The 20,471-nt window shown below is 56.3% G+C and carries 11 protein-coding genes, 1 other RNA gene and 1 pseudogene; 4 read left to right on the forward strand and 9 right to left on the reverse strand.

Translation table 11 applies throughout. The features are described from left to right. The first annotated feature begins 198 nt into the window (after positions 1–198). Both R8377_RS07195 and R8377_RS07200 read left to right on the forward strand, forming a co-directional pair. A complete protein-coding gene (locus R8377_RS07195) occupies positions 199–468 on the forward strand; it encodes an HPr family phosphocarrier protein (protein ID WP_317642820.1) in 270 nt (89 codons plus the stop codon). A gap of 139 nt (positions 469–607) precedes the next feature. Next, the gene (locus R8377_RS07200) at positions 608–1,681 is read left to right on the forward strand and encodes a LacI family DNA-binding transcriptional regulator (RefSeq protein WP_317642822.1); all 1,074 of its coding nucleotides are present in this window, start codon (positions 608–610) and stop codon (positions 1,679–1,681) included. 22 nt (positions 1,682–1,703) lie between these two features. Here R8377_RS07200 and R8377_RS07205 read toward each other — a convergent pair whose 3' ends face one another. From R8377_RS07205 to R8377_RS07240, 8 genes and pseudogenes are all read right to left on the reverse strand, one after another. After that, complete coding sequence (locus R8377_RS07205) at positions 1,704–2,864, reverse strand: DNA polymerase III subunit delta' (RefSeq protein ID WP_317642823.1); 1,161 nt, start codon at positions 2,862–2,864, stop codon at positions 1,704–1,706. A gap of 245 nt (positions 2,865–3,109) precedes the next feature. After that, positions 3,110–3,772, reverse strand: a pseudogene (gene tmk / locus R8377_RS07210) (dTMP kinase); the annotation flags it as partial. Then, a complete protein-coding gene (topA, locus tag R8377_RS07215; protein ID WP_317642824.1) occupies positions 3,769–6,750 on the reverse strand; it encodes a type I DNA topoisomerase in 2,982 nt (993 codons plus the stop codon). The pseudogene tmk and the gene topA, both read right to left, overlap by 4 nt. 117 nt (positions 6,751–6,867) lie before the next feature. Next, positions 6,868–8,181, reverse strand: coding sequence for a phosphatase PAP2 family protein (locus R8377_RS07220; RefSeq protein ID WP_317642825.1), 1,314 nt, complete (start codon positions 8,179–8,181; stop codon positions 6,868–6,870). Positions 8,182–8,270: 89 nt separating this feature from the next. Next, complete coding sequence (locus tag R8377_RS07225; RefSeq protein ID WP_317642826.1) at positions 8,271–8,729, reverse strand: hypothetical protein; 459 nt, start codon at positions 8,727–8,729, stop codon at positions 8,271–8,273. Between the two features lie 113 nt (positions 8,730–8,842). After that, positions 8,843–9,121: a hypothetical protein gene (locus tag R8377_RS07230; protein ID WP_317642827.1), complete on the reverse strand. Its 279-nt coding sequence runs from the start codon at positions 9,119–9,121 to the stop codon at positions 8,843–8,845. A gap of 511 nt (positions 9,122–9,632) precedes the next feature. Beyond that, positions 9,633–9,729: signal recognition particle sRNA small type (gene ffs / locus R8377_RS07235), an RNA gene on the reverse strand. 51 nt (positions 9,730–9,780) lie between these two features. Further along, the gene (locus R8377_RS07240) at positions 9,781–10,767 is read right to left on the reverse strand and encodes a GMP reductase (protein WP_317642828.1); all 987 of its coding nucleotides are present in this window, start codon (positions 10,765–10,767) and stop codon (positions 9,781–9,783) included. A gap of 360 nt (positions 10,768–11,127) precedes the next feature. Here R8377_RS07240 and R8377_RS07245 point away from each other — a divergent pair, with 360 nt between their 5' ends. Next, a complete protein-coding gene (locus tag R8377_RS07245) occupies positions 11,128–14,589 on the forward strand; it encodes an RCC1 domain-containing protein (protein WP_317642829.1) in 3,462 nt (1,153 codons plus the stop codon). Between the two features lie 149 nt (positions 14,590–14,738). Beyond that, entirely contained in the window at positions 14,739–15,902 is a 1,164-nt protein-coding gene (glf, locus tag R8377_RS07250; protein WP_317642830.1) for a UDP-galactopyranose mutase, read from the forward strand. A 157-nt stretch (positions 15,903–16,059) separates the two neighbouring features. Here the strand turns inward: glf and R8377_RS07255 are convergent, their stop codons facing one another. Next, complete coding sequence (locus tag R8377_RS07255) at positions 16,060–20,265, reverse strand: S8 family peptidase (protein WP_317642831.1); 4,206 nt, start codon at positions 20,263–20,265, stop codon at positions 16,060–16,062. Positions 20,266–20,471: the final 206 nt, after the last annotated feature.

A 20,471-nucleotide genomic window follows, 5' to 3' on the forward strand; every position in this document is an offset into this window, starting at 1 on the left:
CTCTTTCTGCGCTGACTTACTGCCCACACAGCGGTGTGAACAGGGCCACATAGGTGACAAGTATACACACTTTTTCCGCAGAATTACAACGGTAATCGATTTCTGCAAGAGACCGGGGGCCCTGCTATGCTTGAGGGAACAGCTCGGCGGCTTTGCCCGCCAGCCGAACACCTACACATTAACCAAAGGAGTTTCCTCATGGCAGCTATCACTCGTTCCGTTCTCATTACCGATCCCGTCGGCATTCACGCTCGCCCTGCTTCGGAGTTCTCCCAGGCAGCCGCTGCTTCGGGCTGCAAAGTCACCATCTCCAAGGAGCCCGGCAAGCCCGGTGTCGATGCCGCTTCTATCCTGATGGTCATGAGTTTGGGCGTCGCCAAGGGCGATACCGTTGAACTCACCGTCGATGGCGACAATGCCGAGCAGGTAGCCGATCAACTCATCGAGGTGCTCACCAGGGCTGAGTAAGCACTACATTCAACGGCTTTTAGGGCCCTGCTAAAAGGTTTACGCACCTTCCGCAGGGCCTTCGTACGCTTCATTTATAGTTATGTATGTTCGCATTTGGCGTAAGGGCTGAATCTTAGAGCAAACGAAAGAGCAGAGTATGGCACGAAATCTAGCAACGGGCCAAGTGTCCATTGCCAACGTGGCTGCTCTTGCGAACGTCTCTACGGCCACAGTTTCGCGCGTACTTTCCGGTCAGCGAGACAAAGACGACGATATCAGTCGGCGGGTCAAAGAAGCTGCAGCCAAGCTAAATTATTCAGTTAACTTCGCAGCATCGAGTTTGCGCTCCGACGTAACGCGCACCATCGGACTAGTTATCCCCGAGATTAGCGAAGAGCAGACTCCTACGCTCTTGCTCAACTCACTCAGTGCAGCCATTCGCGAAGCCAACCGCTATCTGCTGCTGGCAATCGGCGCCGATGCCGAACGGCAAAAAGAAGACTTACACTCCCTCCTGACCCGCGGTATCGACGGGCTCATTATCATCTCGTCCAACGACGAAAACCTTGTGGAATCGCTCGACGAAGAATACAAAAACCTACCCATTGTGCAAATTGGCGGTAAATCACTCACACCCCATATCAACTGGGTGGGCACCGACCAGAGCGAAGCCATGCGTATGACTGTGGACCACTTAGCTGAGCAGGGCTCCCACGCCATCGCCTACTTGAGCCGAGAAATTGAATCGTACACAGCGGCTGATTTATTCACTACTTTTTACACGCAATCCAAAGCCCTCGACCTCACCCCAGATCCGGATTGGGTACAGTTTGGCCCCTGCACGATGGAACGCGGATACCAGGCCGCCATCTCCCTCTTCCAAGACCGGCGAGTAGTGCCCGACGCGGTAGTTTGCGCTAGTGATTCTATTGCTATGGGCGTGCTCATCGCCTGCAAACACTTAGGGTTAGACGTGCCCGAAGATGTGAAAATCATTGGCTATGGCGATGCTCCGGCCTGCGAAATTGCCCAGCCTGCCCTGACTTCGATTCGGCCCATGTATGAAGAAATCGCCGAAGAGTCGGTGAGCATCATCTGCGATTGGGATACCAATAAACCGCGCATGGCCGCCTACCAAGCCTTCAAACCGGAGCTCATTTATCGCGAGTCCACTTGGTCACCACGCACCGGCTCCAGCGATATGACGCTTCCCGGTACTGCCGATAATTAAACGAACAGTAAGGCGACAGGCACTACACCAGCAGGTTGCACAGCATGGCTTCAAGATCGAGCAGCTGCGCACCGTTGCCTTCGATGCGGCGGCGGGCCACAGCTATCTGCTCAATACGGTCCACTGCTCCCTGCCGACTCAAGCGCACAGAAAGCTCGGTAATGGCAGCCCGGTTCTCAATATTGACTAGGCCCACTTGCTCTTCGGAATTATTTTGTAAGACGCACACATCGCGATATACCGAGGTCAGCGTCGTGAGCGCGCGGTCAATAACGTCACGCGAGCGCCGAATGGTCCGCCTGCGCAGCTCGTCTTTGCTAGCAATCTGATGGTAGGCTCCCAAGAGCTGCCGGGGTACTCGCTCCTCAGGGTCCAAGCCATTGATGCGGCGAAAATCGGCTTCTTCTCGCGCCACTTGGGCCTCGGCATCACGGGTGGCCTGCTCTTTGGCTTGGTCAGCAATTTTGACGGCTAACACTACAGCATCCGAAGCGCGCTCCATCCGGAGCAGGTCGACCACAAGTTCGTCGCGGTCTTTCACCACTTGCGGGTCGCTGGCATAGAGCTTAGCAATACCGATATGGCCTTGAGCTAGGCGGGCTGCGAGCGCTGCCCGGTGTTCGTCAACACCGAGGCTCTCCCGCAAATATCCAGCTACTGCCTTGTTGGAAGGCACCGCTAAGTTGATGATGCGCGTGCGCGAGCGAATGGTCGGCAACACATCTTGGGCGCTGGGTGCGCACAGAATCCAAACCGTATGTTCGGCCGGCTCCTCTATCTCTTTGAGCAAGACATTGGTCGTGCGCTCCACCATGCGATCCACATCTTCAATAACAATCACCCGCCTAGGCGCGGTGGAAGGCATTTGCTCCGAGGTCATGATGAGGTCGCGCACCTCTTGAATCCCAATAGTTACCTTGTCGGTAGCTAAGTAGGTCACGTCTGGGTGGCTTCCGGCGAGAACTTCGCGTGTCTCTCGGGTAGCTTCCTCATTCAGTCCTTGATCCGGACTCACGAGCGCGGCAGCAAAGGCCTTAGCAAGGTTGGAGCGGCCCGAACCGGGAGGACCGCAGAAGAGCCAAGACTGCGTCATGGTATCTCGCTGCGACCCTTGCGAGGCCACTATTTGCTTGAGTAAGTCCACCGTCGGCTGTTGGCCCACGATGGAATCCCATACGCTCACTGCCCTTGGCCTGTCTGGTCTAAGGCATCATCGGTGCTGCTTTCGCTCTCAGCATCCGCAGCAGTATCGCTATCCTCGCTGTCTAGAAAATCGTCAGAATCCGCATCGTCCATGTCGTCGTCGAGCTCGTCGCTCTCGTCTTGGTCGTCATCGTCGTAAGATTCGTCTGCATCTTCGTTGTATTCATCATCATCGTCAGCGTCATCATCGCTGGGCACGGGTGCTAGGTTCACAGTCATATCTTGAGTGAGCGTTTCCAAGTCGGCTTGGATAATCTGCCACACTTCGTCAATAGATTTGGAAGCATCGATGACTACGAAACGCTCGGGGTCTTCCTTTGCCAACTCCAAGAACTTCGCCCGCACTTGGGCTTGGAAATCATCGCCGGCAGCCTCCATCCGGTCGGGTTCCTCGTTTACCCGGTCGTGGGATTGGCTGGGATCCACGTCAAGCAAGTAGGTACGCTTCGGGTTCAAACCGGCCGAAGCCCAGCGACTCAGCTCTTGCACCTCATGCTCGTCGAGCTCACGGCCGCCAGCCTGGTAAGCAATCGAAGAGTCGATGTAGCGGTCGCACAACACTACGTCACCGCGCTCTAGGGCTGGGCGAATCACCTGTGCCACATGCTCGGCCCGGTCAGCCGCGTAGAGCAGGGCTTCGGTACGCGAATTCAAATCGTCGGAAGCGCCCACCACGTCGGTGCCGCCCGTAACTGCAATCGAGGGGAAGGCTGCCATGCCGTGCAATACCAGCTCACGAATCGCTAGACCTGCTGGAGTTCCGCCCGGCTCGCGAGTGACCATAGAGCGCAGGCCCTTGGCTTGGAGGAAGTCCCGGGCTCGCTGGGCTTGCGTGGTTTTACCAGCGCCATCTACGCCCTCGAACGATACGAACAGTCCTTCACTCATGCCTTTTCCTCACTCGTCTTGCTGCTGGCCCGCTTCGTCGTTTTCGCGGCGCTAGCCTTGCCCTTGGCAAGCGTAGTGGACTTTGCAGACGATTTGCGCGCACTAGTCTTGGTAGCCGAGCTGGCCTTGGTACTTGCACTCTTACGAGTCGTGGTCTTACTACTGCTCTTCTTAGCCGTAGCTTTCTTAGTTGTCGTTTTCTTAGCAGCAGTCTTGCTGGTGGCACGCTTGCGACGCTTGGTTGGCCCAGCAGCGCGCTTCTCGGCTAGCAGGCGGAAGGCCACTTCGGGCTCAACCGTGGCGGGCGTGTACTGCTTGGGCAGGGTGCGATTGGTTTCGCCATCGGTTATGTAAGCGCCGTAGAAACCATCTTTAATCGTAACTGCTTTGCCGTTTTCGGGGTCTGGCCCGAGTTCGCGCAGGGGCGGCTTGGCACCTCCGCGAGCGCGCTTGCCGTACTTGGGCTGGTTAAAGAGCTCTTGAGCCGCCGCAGCATCGACCGTGAAAATCTGGTCTTCCGAGCTCAGAGAGCGCGTGTCAGTAGCGCCAGCCTCGGTAGTGCTCGTCAGGTAGGGGCCGTATCGGCCGTTGCTGGCCGTAACCATTGCCTTTACCAACTCGCCGCTCTTAGCATCTGCTATCTCGATTTGCCCCACTTCGCGAGGTAAAGACAGCAACTTCAAAGCATCGTCGAGTCCGATAGCGTCAGGGTCCATCGTCTTGAAGAGGGAGGCCATCTTGGGCTTGGGCTCGCTCACCTTTTTGGCGCCAGCAGCCTTCTTCTCTTCGGCTTCCTGAATCTCCTGCTCCATCTGCGGCGTAATGAGCGCTAAGTAGGGGCCAAACCGCCCCTTGCGCACTTCTACACGACCGCCAGTTTCAGGGTCAGTACCCAAGACGCGAGGCCCGCCAGAATTGGTGTCAATCAGCTCGTGGCCCTTGGCTACCGTCAGCTCGTCGGGAGCCAAGCTTTCAGGCAGGGAAGCCCGCTTGGGATTGCCCTTCTCGTCTAAGTTTGCAGTGTCTTCCAAGTATGGGCCATACCGCCCCACGCGCACTTGGAGACCATCGCCAATTTCGATAGTGTTCACTTGGTGAGCGTCAATCTCACCCAGCTGTGCTACCTGCTCCTGCAATCCTTCGTGCGCTTCGATAGCGCTCTTCGCCGCTCCAGACCCTGAACCGAAGTAGAAGCGTGTCAGCCAGTCAGTGCCCGTCTCCTCGCCGTGGGCAATCTGGTCTAGCCCGTTCTCCATGAGGGCAGTGAAATGGTAGTCCACATACTGGGGGAAGTTGGCTTCCAAGAGCTTGATTACTGAGAAAGCTAGCCAGGAGGGAATCAGCGCCCGCCCGCGCTCGTAGACATATCCTCGGTCAATAATCGTGGAAATAATCGAGGCGTAGGTTGAAGGGCGGCCTATTTCCTTAGCCTCTAGCGTCTTAACTAGCGAAGCCTCGGTGTAGCGCGCTGGGGGCTGAGTTTCGTGGCCTTCGGGCTCAACCGAGCTGGCCTTGAGCTGCTCGCCCTCGCTCATCTGCGGCAGGGAGCCGTCTTCCGCTCCCTTTTCGCCTTTCTTAGAGCCCTTGGCTGAGTCAGAACCGTATCCCATAGCCTTCATAAAGCCGGGGAATTCGATGACGGTACCGGAGGCCTGGAAGATGGACTCGCCCATGCTCTCAGTCGGTGCACTCAAGCGCACCGTGGCGGTAGAACCAGTAGCATCGGCCATCTGCGAGGCCAGTGTACGCTGCCAAATCAGCGTGTAGAGCTTGAGCTGGTCTGGCGGCAAAGACGAAGCCAGCTCTTGCGGGGAGCGGAAGCGGGAACCCGCCGGGCGGATACACTCGTGTGCCTCCTGAGCGCCCGCGGTCTTCGTCACATACTGCTTGGGGCCGGAAGCCAAGTATTGCTTACCGTAGACCTCTTCCACACTCTGACGGGCAGCCGCGATGGCCTGCTGAGAGAGCGTGACCGAATCGGTACGCATGTAAGTAATATAGCCGTTTTCGTAGAGGCTCTGGGCCGCGCGCATGGCAGAGCGAGAGCTCATACCTAGCCGGTTGCCAGCCGTTTGCTGCATGGTCGAAGTCGTGAAGGGAGGCTGAGGCCGGCGGTGGTAGGGGCGCGTTTCCATGCCCGCCACCGTGAAGTCAGCAGAAGCCAGCTCGGTAGCCAGCTGCTTCGCTTTGGCTTCGTCTAACTGCAAGACTTGCTCTTTGCTCGCCGAAGCAGTGAGCTTGCCGTCTGAGCTGAAATCTTTAGAAGCAGCTAGGCGCTTACCGCCCAGCTCAACCATGCGCGCTTCGAAACTCTCCTGCCCCGATTCGCTCACACTGCTCTTAGCAGCGAGCGTGGCCAGCAAATCCCAGTAAGGAGAACGCACGAAAGCGATACGCTCGCGCTCGCGCTCAACGATAAGTCTAGTAGCCACGGACTGCACACGGCCAGCCGAAAGCCCCGGCCCTACCTTGCGCCACAGCACCGGAGAGAGCTCGTAGCCGTAGAGACGGTCGAGCACACGCCGGGTCTCCTGGGCCACTACCATGTTGGAATCCACGTCGCGAGTATTGCTGAGCGAGTCCTTAATGGCCTCGGGCGTAATCTCGTGGAAAACCATGCGCTTGACCGGCACCTTGGGCTTCAAGGTCTGCACAAGATGCCAAGCAATGGCCTCGCCCTCGCGGTCCTCATCAGTTGCCAGATAGAGTTCGTCAGCGTTTTTGAGGGCCTGCTTCAAGCTAGAAACAGTCTTCTTTTTCTTGTCATCGACTATGTAATAGGGCTTAAAGTCGTGGTTGACATCGACACCAAACTTACCAAAGTGGTCTTTTTGCGAGGCCGGAATCTGCGAGGGCTTAGCCAAATCGCGGATATGCCCCACCGAGGCCATAACCGTATAGCCAGAGCCAAGGTAGCCGCCAATCTTCTTTGCCTTAGTGGGCGACTCCACGATGACCAGCTTGTTGCCGTGTGCCATGGCCTCTCCTTTTATATACGCTTTCGCTCGCCATCATACTCACCTGCCGTGGTCATTGAGCTCTGGGAACGGCAATGTGGTCGAATGTGACTCCCAAATGTGGATAAGTCGACAGCTTTACAAATCCTCCGGCGGCGTAGGCGGTGCACCTAACAATCCTATCTTAGACAGAGGGGAAGCCGTGACCTGCCGCAGAGCCAGCAAGGAGCCAAACACGATGGCAGACGCTGAGGCTATAAATACCACCGCCGAGACGTGAGCCCCGTAGAAAGTCCAGCGAGCGCCCATTTCCAGGCCCGAGACCATCTGCCAGACCAAGAATGCCCCATAGAGACCGCCCAGAATGCCTGCGGTAATCATAATCGTCGAGACGATTTGTACGCTGGCCGAAGAATAGCGAGTGCCGGGCTCGTCCATGCCCGAAGCGCGCGTTGCAGCCAACATTATCAGAGCTAAACCGCCGGCGATAAGAATGGCCATAATCACGTCGGTGGGTCTATGCCAGCGGCCGTCAATTACCGAGTAGCCTACCGCCATCGTAAAGAGGAAGCCAATAACGGCGCAGAAAGCTCGCCACACTCGCGGTACTACGCACAGCAAAACGATAACGACCGTGGCCGCCATAATGGTGTGGCCCGAAGGCGCGGAATTGCCGTGCATCGATTCAGAGTTGATGATGTAAGGCCTTGGCAGGAAAGCTTTGAGCAGACGCCCAGCCCCGTAAGAAATAATGGAATAGAGCACTACTTGGGCCAGCAGCCACCAGCGTTTGCGCAGGGCAGCGATGGCGTATCCCAGCGCGCCGATAGCACAGCTCACGCCGATGGTGAGCTTGCTGATGGTAAACACGCCCAAGATGCTTTTCAGGAGCGGAACGGCCTGCAAATAGCCAGCAAAGTTGCGATAGACCTCGTCTTCGTACTGCTGCCCGGCCAGCGTGTATACGCCCAGCCACCACACTCCGGCGGCAGCAGCTAGGAACAACAGACCCAAGATTAGGCAGCTAATCCATGAGGAAGCGCGGGGCTTGCGGGTGAGCGGATCCATGCGCTCCAGCTCCTCGGCTTCCTCCGCCGCGGTTGTGTCTCCGGCTTTGGCCAATTCTTGCAGGTCTTTCAATGCAGCCTGGGTGCCAAAATCGCCATTTTGCGCCGCATAGGTCGCGTACTCTTTGAGCCCGGCTGCGTCGCTGCTTCCCAAAGGCGCAAACCGGCTATTGTATCCCTCAGCTCTCGCTTGCCCAGTGAACCCACCGGGTTCACTGAGACTGCTGACCCTGTTGAGACCGCCGAGGCCGCTCACTCCATTCAAAGCCTCCTGCTGCCCGCTTAAGGACGCAACATCACTTACACTCGCCTGCCCGCTGGGAGCAGTGGCCCCCTGCTGAGCATCCTGCCCCTCGTCCAAACCCTCGCCATTCTGATTCGTCATACCTCTAAATCTATCTACTCCTCCGGTCTACCGTGCCGTGTCACGTCCAAGTCGTGCAATGCATCCACAGGTGGGCACAATAACGACTACTACAGCTTTTTGCTACCGACTGCGGGCACGGTAGCCGTCGGCGAAGGTTCAACGTTATATTGCGCGCTATGAGCAGGAATCGACTGACCGTCCAAGGCCGAAGAAACTTCATAATGCACTACCAAACCTGCGGCGCGCGCATATCGTGTCACTTTTCCCACCAGCGAAACCAGTCCATTTTCCAACTGAGAGACGTATGCCTGCGAAACTGCACCCATCCGCCCGGCAATATCTGCTTGATTGAAGTCGTGCGCCCCCTCCTTCTCCCGCAAACGCGAGTTATATTGCCGCCCCTCAACCAGCTTGGCCAAAAGACTACTCTCTTCCTTTGCCAAAACAGCTGCCAGCTCCTTCTCATCAAACCCATGCTGCTCAAAATCTAACTCAGCAAAGCGCGCTCTAGGCTCCTCGACAGTTGCATCGCAAGCACCCGCGATCTCATTCTTCGGTTCATTCATTTTCCCTGCCCCCTTCAACCCCTAACGATTGCATTGCATTGCATTGCATCTATTATTGTATAAGCTATTACTTATATCCTATCTTGTCAAATCCCATTCCCCACATTCCAATATCACCAGCCAGCTTTACTCCCAGAACGGAATTGACTCATAGCATCTCGCATGGCCGCATTTTGCTGCTCTCGAATAATTTCGCCCTGCATCATGCTTGCCCTCTTATTCCCGTGTGGTACATCTTTAATTCCTGCCCAATGCCCTATGCACACGTCAAAGGCCAAATCCGGTTCAGACTCATACATACGCATCTGCACCACGGCATTTCTGCCCACAGACCCAGTAATAAGAGGCTGCATCGCTATCTCAAAAAGAGGCACCCCCTCGACCTGCGCCATACGAACCGGCTTATATGGACACTGCGGCAATTGCACACAATATTCGCTCGACGAACCACCCACGTTCCCCCTCAATATCGACAACGTAGCCACCAAGGCTCCATACATTTGCAACATAAGATCACGCTGCACAGCCTCACAACACAAATCTTGCCGACTATACCCCAGACTTTCCAGCGCCCACCGGCTACGCATCAAGCACGCAAAAGCAGCATCTACAGCATGCCCCACCGCTTCCTGTTCACTTTTACACGTTCCCGTTTGGGTGCGATACCACCAAAAATGCACCCCAACTCGCGAATGCTCTAATCCCAACCTGCCCACATTGCCTCCTTTATCTTTGGCCGCTATCCTACGGCCTTTGAGGGAGTCGGCGCACCTTCTACGAACAATGTGGTCGAATGTGAAAATGCAAGAGAGGAGTAGGAAGAAACGAGTCAATAATCGAGATTCACCGGCGAATCATGCGAAAGATACCAACGGTGAGGTATGGAGCTTCAAGTATTAGAAAAAAAGAAAACTCTCACGCACCCGTCAGAGGCCACTTACCCTTGCTGCATTCCTGCCCTGGGGGGATTGGGTGACATAACGCCACGTGAGAGCAAATACTATTCTAGCGGACTGCGCGGATTTTTGCAGCCCGCGAATGTTTGGACGCTTTAGTAGTTGTCGCCGTTGAGAACGGAATTGTTGACCACTACATAATCGACATGGCGGATGTCGGTGAGCTTGCTGCCTCCGGCATACGAAATGGAGGACTGAAGGTCCTGCTCAATTTCGCGCAGGGTGTCGGCAATGGCACCGCGGTAAGGCACCAGCATCTGCTTACCTTCCACGTTGCGGTAGGCGCCCTTCTGCTTCTCCGAGGCCGAGCCCCAATACTGTTTGAAGGTCTTGCCATCGATGGTGATTTTGCCGCCGGGCGACTCGTCGTGACCAGCCAACAAGGAGCCTACCATCACCATAGAAGCGCCGAAGCGAATAGACTTAGCGATGTCGCCGTTGTAGCGAATGCCACCGTCGGCAATAATTGGCTTACGAGCAGCCTTGGCGCACAAACGCACCGCCGCCAGCTGCCAACCGCCAGTACCGAAGCCGGTCTTGAGCTTGGTAATGCAAGCCTTGCCCGGCCCAATGCCCACCTTCGTAGCGTCCGCGCCCGCGTTCTCCAGCTCGCGCACCGCCTCGGGCGTACCCACGTTGCCAGCGATAACGAAAGCGCCGGGCAGGGCCTGCTTCAAGTGTTGAATCATGCGAATTACCGAGTCGGAGTGCCCGTGAGCTATGTCAATCGTGACATATTCTGGCACCAAGTCGGCAGCAGCCAGTTCGTCTACAAAGTCATGCTCGCCTTGCTTGACACCCACGGAAATCGAGGCATAGAGCCCCTTGCTGTGCATAGTGCGCACAAAATCGGCGCGGGTTTGCGGCTCAAAGCGGTGCATCACGTAAAAATACCCGTTAGCAGCCAGCCACTCGGCCAGCTCGTCGTGAATCACGGTCTCCATATTGGCAGGCACGACCGGAATCTTAAATGTGCGGGGCCCAAACTGCACCGATGCGTCCGCCTGAGAGCGGGACTCGATAATGCACTTGTTTGGAATGAGCTGCACATCGTCGTAGTCAAAGACTTCTGAAGGGATCATGGGCTCTTAAGCTCCTTCGTACGTCGGCCGAGCTTTGGCCCAGCCGTCCGTAACTACAGTCTAGCAAGAGCCCTGCCGCAAGCGAACAATCACCGAACTCTGCGCAGTCGTTTGTAAGGACCGCAAGCGCAGAGCCCGAAATCCGCAGCATTGCGCCATCAGCATGGTAGAATGATACCTTATATATGCAATACGCAGACTGTTTGCACTAGTTGGGGAACTTGCACCGCGGAGCTTTGGTCCGCTCAGCTGCTCTTGCACGATACTCGAGTCCACCACTTGCACTCATTACACAGGGGTTTCACATGCGTAATTCCCGCACTGCCAGCGCAGTTGTGTTAACGCTAGCTCTAACTATCCTTGGGGGGGGGGGCTACTCAGTTTACGCGCTCAGCCGCAGCTGACTCAGCTCCAGATGATTCTCCCAGCCAACTGACACGCGGTGGTGTCACTGGCGAGGAAACAGTTGACGGATTCACGCTCAGCCCTACTAAAGGTCTTGCAAACGCGCCAAACCAGGCAAGCATCACACCGCCCGTACCACCAAACGGCGTACACTACACCCAAATAAGCACAGGCTGGGGCCACAGCTTGGCAATCGGCAACGACGGTAAGGTCTATGCCTGGGGATTCAACGTGCACGGAGAAGTGGATCCAACAATAGTAGGGCATGTCAATAGACCAGTGCGCGTACAAGGCTTACCAAGCAACGTACGTTTTACTCAGGTTAGTGCCGGCGAGTACCATTCGCTCGCCCTCGGAGACGATCGCCAAGTATATGCTTGGGGGCAAAACTACTCCGGGCAACTTGGCAGTTCAACAGGCTTTGGAAGCATCGCAGGAAGCGGTGAAATTGTTCAAGTTTCAGGCGGCGACTTGCACGTTGGCATCACCCAAATTAGCGCAGGCGCGGGCCACTCACTGGCCCTTGGCACCGACAGACAAATCTACGCGTGGGGCAGCAATACATACGGAGAGTTGGGCAACACCACTGGCAACTCCGCACCCCCTAACCCCGCCAACATAGCACCCAAGCGAGTGACGGGGGCTGGACTGCCTCGTTATTGGGACCAAATTAGCGCAGGCTCAGGCTACAGCCTGGCTGTAGGATACAACAACCGGGTGTACGCATGGGGCAGCAACAAATACGGAACCCTAGCCACCCCCACCAACAGTGGCAGCACTATTGCGAATCCCACTCCTCATGAGATACCCAACGCAGTCTCAATATTTGGCTGGTCACCGCTGACCATCAAGGCAGGATACATATCTGCCGCAGTCATCAGCAGAGACCACAAAGTATATATGTGGGGCAATAACATGTATGGGCAACTGGGCAGTAGCGTTAATCTTGGCACGAACACCCCAGTCACCACCCCCACCTTAGTCTCCGGCGGCGCACTGCCCGCAGATATTGACAGCATAGATATAAGCTCAGGCACTCACGACGTCAATATCGTTAGCGGAGCCAGCACCCTCGCTATTGGCAGCGATCACAAAGTCTACGCATGGGGAGATAACTACTTTGGGCAGCTTGGCAACTCAACGAATTTACGCACCAACACGCCAAACCCCACGCCAACTTTGGTCTCAAGCGCAGACCTATCCGGCAATACCACACACATTGCCGCTGGCGCAGGCCACTCTATCGCTCTCAACAACGACAACCATGCATACACCTGGGGCCTCAACGGATACGGGGCTTTAGGTCAGGGAATAGCCTTATCTGTAGTCAGCCCCACACCCGGGAAAGTCCTCGAACCGGTAATCACCATTACCGGCATAAAGTTCGGCTCAACCGCAGCCGTTGCCACGTCTCAAGATGCCAACACTGGCACATGGACAGTTGATGTGCCCCAGCACTCAATAGGCAAGGTCGACGTCAGCGTGGCCTGGGCCATAGATGGAATCGCGCAAACCCCAATCACGCTGCATTATGAGTATAAGGGCACATACACGGTTCATTACGACCTTGGCGAGGGAAATGGGAAAGCAACAGGGCCAGCTGACCAAGCGGTGATGAACGGCGAGCCAGCTAATTGGCCCGAAGATCCAATCTGGACCAACCATCAGTTCACTGGTTGGTTCACAGCCGACGGCAAACCTTGGGGCTTCATCAATCCAGTAAACGAAGAGTTGACTTTGACCGCCCACTGGAACCACTACACCTTTGATATCTCCTCAACAATTGGCCCGACAACTGGCAACACTCCAGTGACCATACAGGCAAATCCCAAAACCACCAGTTTGCGCTTCACCCAAGTAAGCGGCGGCTCCGAGTACCATACCCTGGCACTCGGCTCAGACGGCAACGTTTACGCTTGGGGATGGAACGAATACGGCCAGCTGGGAGACGGCACTTTCTTTAGGGCCACTCGCTCGCAGCCATTGCGAGTATTGACTCCAGCTGGGGTCCACTTTCTCCAAGTCAGCACGGGGTTATATCACTCTCTCGCTTTAGGAGAAGACCACAAGGTGTATTCGTGGGGTTTCAATTTTAGCGGAGAACTCGGAGTAGCCAACAGTGGTAGACCACAGCCAAATCCTACTCCTATAAAGGTTACAAGCGGCAGTCTCAGCAACGCTTATATCACTCAAATCAGCGCAGCAAACGGCTATTCACTCGCCCTCGACTCCAGAGGAAACGTGCATTCCTGGGGTCATAACAGGTCCGGACAACTCGGCAACACTACCAACACCGGAGAAAACTACCCCAACCCAATACCGACACAAGTTATAGGTGGTTCCCTAACGCGGCGCAACATCATACAAATCAGCGCAGGCGGAGGCACTGTCTTTGCGCTCGACAACACCGGCCGAGTTCACGCTTGGGGAAACAACACTGCCGGCCAACTCGGCAACACTGACGGTAACGGTATCTCAGATAGCAGTCATCCCACGCCCACGCTAGTTACCGGGGGCAGCTTGCCAGACGGCAGTATCACACAAATCAGTGCAGGAGGGTCCTTTGCTCTCGCTTTAGACACTACAGGCCACGTTCACGCTTGGGGATGGAATTCGTACGGCCAGCTCGGCAACACAAACAATATCAATCTGGGCATGATGGACAAAACAGCCAACCCCACACCCACACCAGTGAACACCGGCAGTCTCAGCAACGCCACAATCACTAGCATTAGTGCAGGAGGCGGCCACTCTGTAGCAATCGACACTCAGGGACGATTACACGCCTGGGGTTGGAATTCATACGGGCAGCTCGGCAACAGCATTAACAGTAGTGTCAGTTCTGAGACAAGAGCCAACCCCATACCTGTGCTCGTGACCGGAGGAAGCCTGCCGGCCGACAGGATTATCCAGGCCGATGCCGGAGCCGATTACACCCTGGCAATTAGCCATGACGGCAGTGGCAGCGCTTGGGGAGCCAACTACAACAACCAACTCGGCGACGGCAACAGCTTATCTAGTACCGCCAATCCAACTCCCCGCGCAATTACATCGGGCGCAATCGATGTAAGCAGCATTGAATTCGGCGATTCGAGCCACGCCATAACACCGAGCTACAACGAGAGCGCCAAACAATGGAACGGCAAAAGCCCCGCCCATCCCGAAGGCACGATAGCAGTCAAAATGAAGTGGAGCACAACAGGAGCTCCCCAGCCCGACTATGTCATCACACCCGGCTTCCGCTACTACACCTTCCTAACGCTGCCCGCAGCCGGAACCGTGCCCTTGCAACGCTTCGGCGGGAGCAGCCTCCTCCTAGTCACCACCCTGGCCACCACCGCATACGCCGCCTACCAAGTAGGCAAACAAGGCCACCACCCAAAAGCCCGCCACCACCCCCACAACCGCCAGGGGTAAGCAAGCAACCACAGGCAATCGCCCCGACAAGCACCCGCGTGAAAGCTCGAAAGGAAATCGTAGACATAGCGGCCTGGTGGAGCCGGTGCCGCAGTGCCGTTGATATGATTAGCCAAGATTATGACTGATACCAAGCGAGAGGAAGCGCAATGGACGCGGATTTGGTGATTGTGGGGGCCGGGCTCTTTGGGCTTACTGTGGCGCAGCAGGCGGTGGAGGCTACCGGTGCGCGCGTACAGATTATCGACGTACGCGACCACATCGGCGGCAACGCCTACTCCTACAAGGACGAGGAAACAGGGGCCGAGATTCACCAGTACGGCGCCCACCTCTTCCACACCTCCAACAAGCGCGTGTGGGACTACACCAACCGCTTCACCGAGTTCACCGACTACAACCACCGCGTCTACACCACACATAAGGGCGAGGTCTTCCCCCTGCCTATCAATTTGGGCACTATCAACCAGTTCTTCCACGCCCACTACACGCCTGCCCAGGCCAAGGCGTTGATTCAGGAGCAGGCCGGCGAACTGGCGGGCACCGATCCCGAGAACCTGAACGACCAGGGCATTTCACTGATTGGCCGCCCCCTGTACGAAGCGTTTATTAAAAATTACACGGCAAAGCAGTGGCAGACCGACCCTTCCGAGTTGCCTGCTTCCATTATTAAGCGCCTGCCCGTGCGCTTCAACTATGACAACCACTACTTCAAGGACACCTGGGAGGGCCTGCCCAAGGACGGTTACACAGCTTGGTTTGAGCGCATGATTGACGACCCGCGCATTTCCGTCTCGCTCTCCACCGACTTCTTCGACAGCTCGCAGCCCTTCAACCGCGATGCTCTAGTCGGCAAGGTGCCCGTGGTCTACACCGGCCCCGTAGACCGCTATTTCGACTACCAGCTGGGCGAACTCAAGTGGCGCACGGTAGAGTTTAAAGAGCAGCGCTACAACGAGGATGACCACTTCGGCTGTCCAGTCATGAACTTCTCTGACTCGGATGTGCCCTACACGCGTGCCATCGAGTTCAAAAACTTCAACCCTGAGCGCTACGAGGAGCAGAACCACGAGCGCACGGTGGTCTGGGAAGAGTACTCCCGCTTCGCCAGCAAGGGCGACGAACCTTACTACCCCATCAACACGGCCGAAGACCGCAGTCTCTACACACAGTACAAGGAACTGGCCGAGAAGCAGCCGCAAGTAGTCTTCGGCGGTCGTTTGGGCACTTACGCATACTACGACATGCACCAAGTTATCAACTCGGCACTGGTGGCCTTCGAAAAACAGATTGAGCCCATGCTAGCTCAGCACTAAGCGCTTACTGGCCCCCGCAATCATATTCGGGGATTGTATTCGCCTAGCCCGCGCCAACACAGGCTCAATGGCTGAAAACTTGCAAAGATATTCCCAGCTTGCGAGTTTTCAGCCATTTTTCGTATTTCAGTGGCTGAAAACTCGCACTTTCACTGCTTTACCGGCTGATATGCATGCCGCAAATCGTCCGCTCGAACCGGCCCGAGGCAACGAGTGCCGCTGCACCAAGAGTTAGCACCACTGCGAGCGCGATGAGGAGGTCTACCTCAGCTCCGGTTGCCGCTAGCTGGGAAGGATCTTGCTGGCGAGCTGCTACTTTAGATTCCTTGCCAGCAGGTTGTATGCCGGCAGCTGCCGCACCGGGGGCACCCGCGCCAGGACCCGCGGGAGCACCGGGAGTGACCTTGCCAGAGCCATCTGAGCCGGAGCCCGGGGCAGGGTGAGAGCCGCTGCCACTGCCGGGGCCGCCGCCAGAACCAGAACCGCCGCCAGGCTGCTTGTGGTCAGTAGTAGCAGATACCAGCTGCCCTACGGCCGCCGCCAACGTCTGCTCGGCAGCATTCACATCTGCCTGATTAGCATTCGGGTCAGCTAAGACCGCCTGAGCCTGAGCCAAAGCCTGAGCAAAGGTCGCCCAGCTGGCCGCAGTGTAGTCGCCAGCCTTCAGCTTTGCCGCCGCACTCACAGCAGCCTGCAGCTTGTCCTTATTTACAGCCAGCTCGGCTTGCACCAGGCCGTTGTATGCCGTTTGCAAGACGTTATAGGCGCTATCGAGATCGGCCTGCAAGGAAGCCGGGTTGCTCAACACCTGTCGAGCCGCTGCTAGGGCCGTTTGCAAGGCCTGCCAAGAAGCCGGCGTGTACTTACTTGCGTCCAGAGCGGAATACTGGGCGATGGCAGACTGCAACTGCGCCTTATTTATCGGCGTTATGTTGCTAATATCCAAACTCAGCTGGCTACCTGGCTGCTCGGGCGCAGAACCATACGTGTGCACGTTCAGCACCTTGGCAGGGCCGGGAGTGCGAACCATGGCAGTATTGACCGGCACCACTACGCCGTCTTGGTCGTCGAAAGTAGTCTCCCCGTTGCCCGAAGCGCCGCTGGCACCAAACCAGATAGCTGGATGGTAAGCGTCGAAGGCATCGTCCGGGCCGCCGGCAGCTTGGTCCACTTCGTATGGGTTGGGTGCGTCAGCCGCGTAAATCGACTGCGTTACCACCGAATACCTGATGGGAGCAGACTGGCTAGCGCTAGTGAAACCGAGGGCGGAAAGCTTCGCCGACAGCACTACCTGATTGGAGTCAGAGATAAAAGCATCATCAATGGGCTCCTCGTCCACGAGCGTATCCATATATCCGGAATTGTCGAGCGTGTAGGTGCGCGCAAATGCCGTGTCGGTTTGAGTGCCATCGGGGGTCTCGGTCTCCACAGAGATGACGTGGTCCGCAGTACCGTCGTTGTTTGTATCCAAATAAACACTTGGCACGACAGCGCCGTTTCCAATGCGATTCCAAGTCTTATCGGTGATAATACCGAAGGAAAGCAAGCCCTGCGAGGGGTCTGCCAGCTGGGGTGCGGTAGAGGAATACCCTACTGCGCGAATGTCGCCAGCTGCCAGGCTGCGCTGAGCATGATCGCCCGGCGTGCCCACATATCCGTCGACTGGATCCTCAACTCCGTAGATCATCGGCACGAGTTTCGACGCGTAAGTCTGCTCGCCGGTGCCCTGAGCGAAGCCGTGGCCGCTAATGGCAAGCCGCTTATCGCCGCCCACGTTCTCCTGGTAGGGAGCGCTGGTCTGCGAAACAGGCTTGGGTGCCGAAGAAACAGCCACTCGCAGCCCGTAGGCATCCGGGGTACCGGTCTGCGGAACCAGCTTTACCACGCCGGAAGCGTCGGTCACATACGAACGGTGCTCGCCGGCGACTTCTGCGCTCTGCGTTGTATCGCGCGTGTGACGCAAAGCCGACTGGTCAGGAATGCTGAGCGTAACACTAAAACTGGCCGAATCATTGGCTGGCACCGTAATCGTGTTTGCACTCAATTGATAGTTGACCCCAGGAGTTGAAGTGCGTGGCGCATATGAAATGTCGTACGTGCGTGCGCTGCTACTGGTGTTTGAAACGGTGAAGGTCTTCGTAGCCGAATAGCCAGCCTGAGGCACCTGGACGATGCCGAACTGCCCGCTCACAGCCACCTCGTCGGCAGAAACATGAACAGGGTTGCTTACCGCTGCCCGTGCGTCGATACGGCCCGATCCCACGCGCATTGGGCTCATTGCTGTGGAACGATCTGCGCTGAGCACGTCGTGGTCGGCAGTGTTCATCATCTGCGCTTTGACTTGGTAAGCATTCCAATCTGGGTGAGACTGGCGAACTAGAGCCGTAACTCCGGAAGTGAGCGGGGTGGCCATAGAAGTACCGCTCATAACCTCGCGATTGTTGCCAGAGCCAGCCGAAGCGGAGATGATACCAACGCCGGGAGCTGCAACATCTGGCTTAACCGTGCCATCGTAGGAGCCGTGAATGCCGCGCGAAGTGAAGGAAGCAACTACGTCTTCCTTTTCGCTGGCATAGTTGGAGTCTACGCTCAAGCGCAAGTTATCTGCAAGCTTGAGTTCAAGACTGCCGTTGTTGATTGCGGTCTGCAAGTCTTGGTTACCATTGGCATCCTTAACCAGCTGGAAGCCGGGAATATTAGCATTGCCACCGATTCCTGCTTGAGGAACATTCTCTTTGGAACCAAATACGACACCGACAGCTCCGGCAGCCTGCGCTCGATTAAAGCGAGTGCCAGACCCGCAGACTATAGCGTTATCGTCCCACTCAACGTAAGCAATTTTGCCACTCACCCGCGCAGCATCAGCGGCAGAATAGGCCTTGCAGCCTTCCAAGTTAGTTGGGTCACTCACTCGTGCCACTGGAGCTGTAACCGAGAACCCTGGATTGTTGTAATTCCTAGAATATTGGCCTGCTAGCTTCGTGCCTACTAGGCTTGCTGGCCCTGCGGTCACCTCGACTGCGTCTTGCAAGGTTTTACCTGACTGGCTAGCAGCCACGGTGAGCGCGCTCTTGGCCGTGCCTGGCGAACCTGTCACATCGCTCACGTCGTCTTCGTTGCCAGCAGCGATGACGGAAATCACGCCATCGCGGGAAAGATTGTCGACTGCCGTATTTTCAGGATCGTCAGTCTGACCAAAAGTACTGCCCAAAGACATAGACACTACGCCAATTTTGTCTGCCAGCGCAGAGGTGAGATTGTGCTGGGCCACCCAGTCTAAGGCCTGACCGACTAAGTCGGTAGATCCGCCGCCATCTCCAAACACCTTGAGCGCATAGATGCCTGCTTCCGGTGCCGAACCTGGGCCAATGCGCATACTTGCTACATCAGCTTGGCTGAGGCCTGGGTAGGAGCCGGAGAAGCGAGTACCGTCATTCTTTACGCCGTATCCTGCTGCGGTGCCAGCAACGTGCGTGCCGTGATGGCCGTGCTCACCATCAATCGGATTAGCGTCAGGTGCTGGTGTCAGATTGGTCCTGCCGTCATAGGTAGGGCCAGCAAAATCGTAGCCACCCTTATATTTAGCGGTGTCGAGCTTGGTGCTCAGCACCGGATCGGTCAGCGGATTGGCAGTGGAGGCGAGCGCTGTTGCATAATCGGCAGCGTTGCCTGAGCCGCCAAAATCGGAGTGCGTGTAGTCCAAACCGGTGTCGACTACTGCGATGTTGACACCTTGCCCAGTTTTGCCAGTCTGGTTCCAAGTCTGAATGGCACTTACCAGCTGATCGCCGTTCTTGTTATTAGGCTGCTGACCATCTTCCGCACCTGCTGGAGACTGCGACTCGTCGACGGCTTTCATCGACCTAATGGGGGAAATGCGTGCAACGGCGGTGGAATGTTCCGACAGCTTTCGTAGAGCTGCCGCGTCGGCGTTGACTGCTACGCCCGCCACGCTATAAGAAGTATCGTAAATCAGAGCGGCCTGGGGGTCGAAGGCCTGCAATTCTTTGAAAACGTTGTCTGCGGCCTGCTTCGCTTTGTGAGCATGATCAAGGCCTTCTGCGTTTGCCTGGGTTTCTTTCTGTTCGTCCGACAGGCCCGAACGCTGCATATCTAACTGCTGACGCTTCAGCACTTTTTGCTCTACGCCAGAGGTTTCTTTGACCTCAATAAAAGCAGTTACCTTGCCATTAGCATCTTGCAGCTTTTGCGCTAACGGTCCTGGTATAGAAGCGGCCTGCCCTATTTGCGCTGCCGGCGCCCGCTCAGCTGTGTTCGCTGAGGCGCTGGCTGCTATGGAGGCTATCATCGCTGAACTGGCGAGGACTGCCAAGAAACAAGATATTTTCTTGTTCTTTCCCATCTGCCTTCTCCCTTGTCTCGTGGTATTCGTCAAGTGCCCCGAGCGAGTTCATGTCTGAGGTACTTGAATATTCACACTAGACCCCGAAGTGACACTTTTGCACAAAATGTCCACTATGTGTCACTTCTGCACATTTTGGCATGCGATTTGCCATACCTAGGCCGGACTGGTACCGCTGCCGAATTAGCAAGTTGCACTTTGAGAGT

The organism is Bombiscardovia apis (genome assembly GCF_033095945.1).
GTDB lineage: Bacteria > Actinomycetota > Actinomycetes > Actinomycetales > Bifidobacteriaceae > Bombiscardovia > Bombiscardovia apis.

Excerpts from the sequence above, each read along its gene's own strand:
- R8377_RS07195 (WP_317642820.1), top strand. The coding sequence starts at position 199 with ATGGCAGCTATCACTCGTTCCGTTCTCATTACCGATCCCGTCGGCATT.
- R8377_RS07200 (WP_317642822.1), top strand. The coding sequence starts at position 608 with ATGGCACGAAATCTAGCAACGGGCCAAGTGTCCATTGCCAACGTGGCT.
- topA (WP_317642824.1), bottom strand. The coding sequence starts at position 6,750 with ATGGCACACGGCAACAAGCTGGTCATCGTGGAGTCGCCCACTAAGGCA.
- R8377_RS07220 (WP_317642825.1), bottom strand. The coding sequence starts at position 8,181 with ATGACGAATCAGAATGGCGAGGGTTTGGACGAGGGGCAGGATGCTCAG.
- R8377_RS07225 (WP_317642826.1), bottom strand. The coding sequence starts at position 8,729 with ATGAATGAACCGAAGAATGAGATCGCGGGTGCTTGCGATGCAACTGTC.
- R8377_RS07230 (WP_317642827.1), bottom strand. The coding sequence starts at position 9,121 with ATGGCGCAGGTCGAGGGGGTGCCTCTTTTTGAGATAGCGATGCAGCCT.
- R8377_RS07240 (WP_317642828.1), bottom strand. The coding sequence starts at position 10,767 with ATGATCCCTTCAGAAGTCTTTGACTACGACGATGTGCAGCTCATTCCA.
- glf (WP_317642830.1), top strand. The coding sequence starts at position 14,739 with ATGGACGCGGATTTGGTGATTGTGGGGGCCGGGCTCTTTGGGCTTACT.
- R8377_RS07255 (WP_317642831.1), bottom strand. The coding sequence starts at position 20,265 with ATGGGAAAGAACAAGAAAATATCTTGTTTCTTGGCAGTCCTCGCCAGT.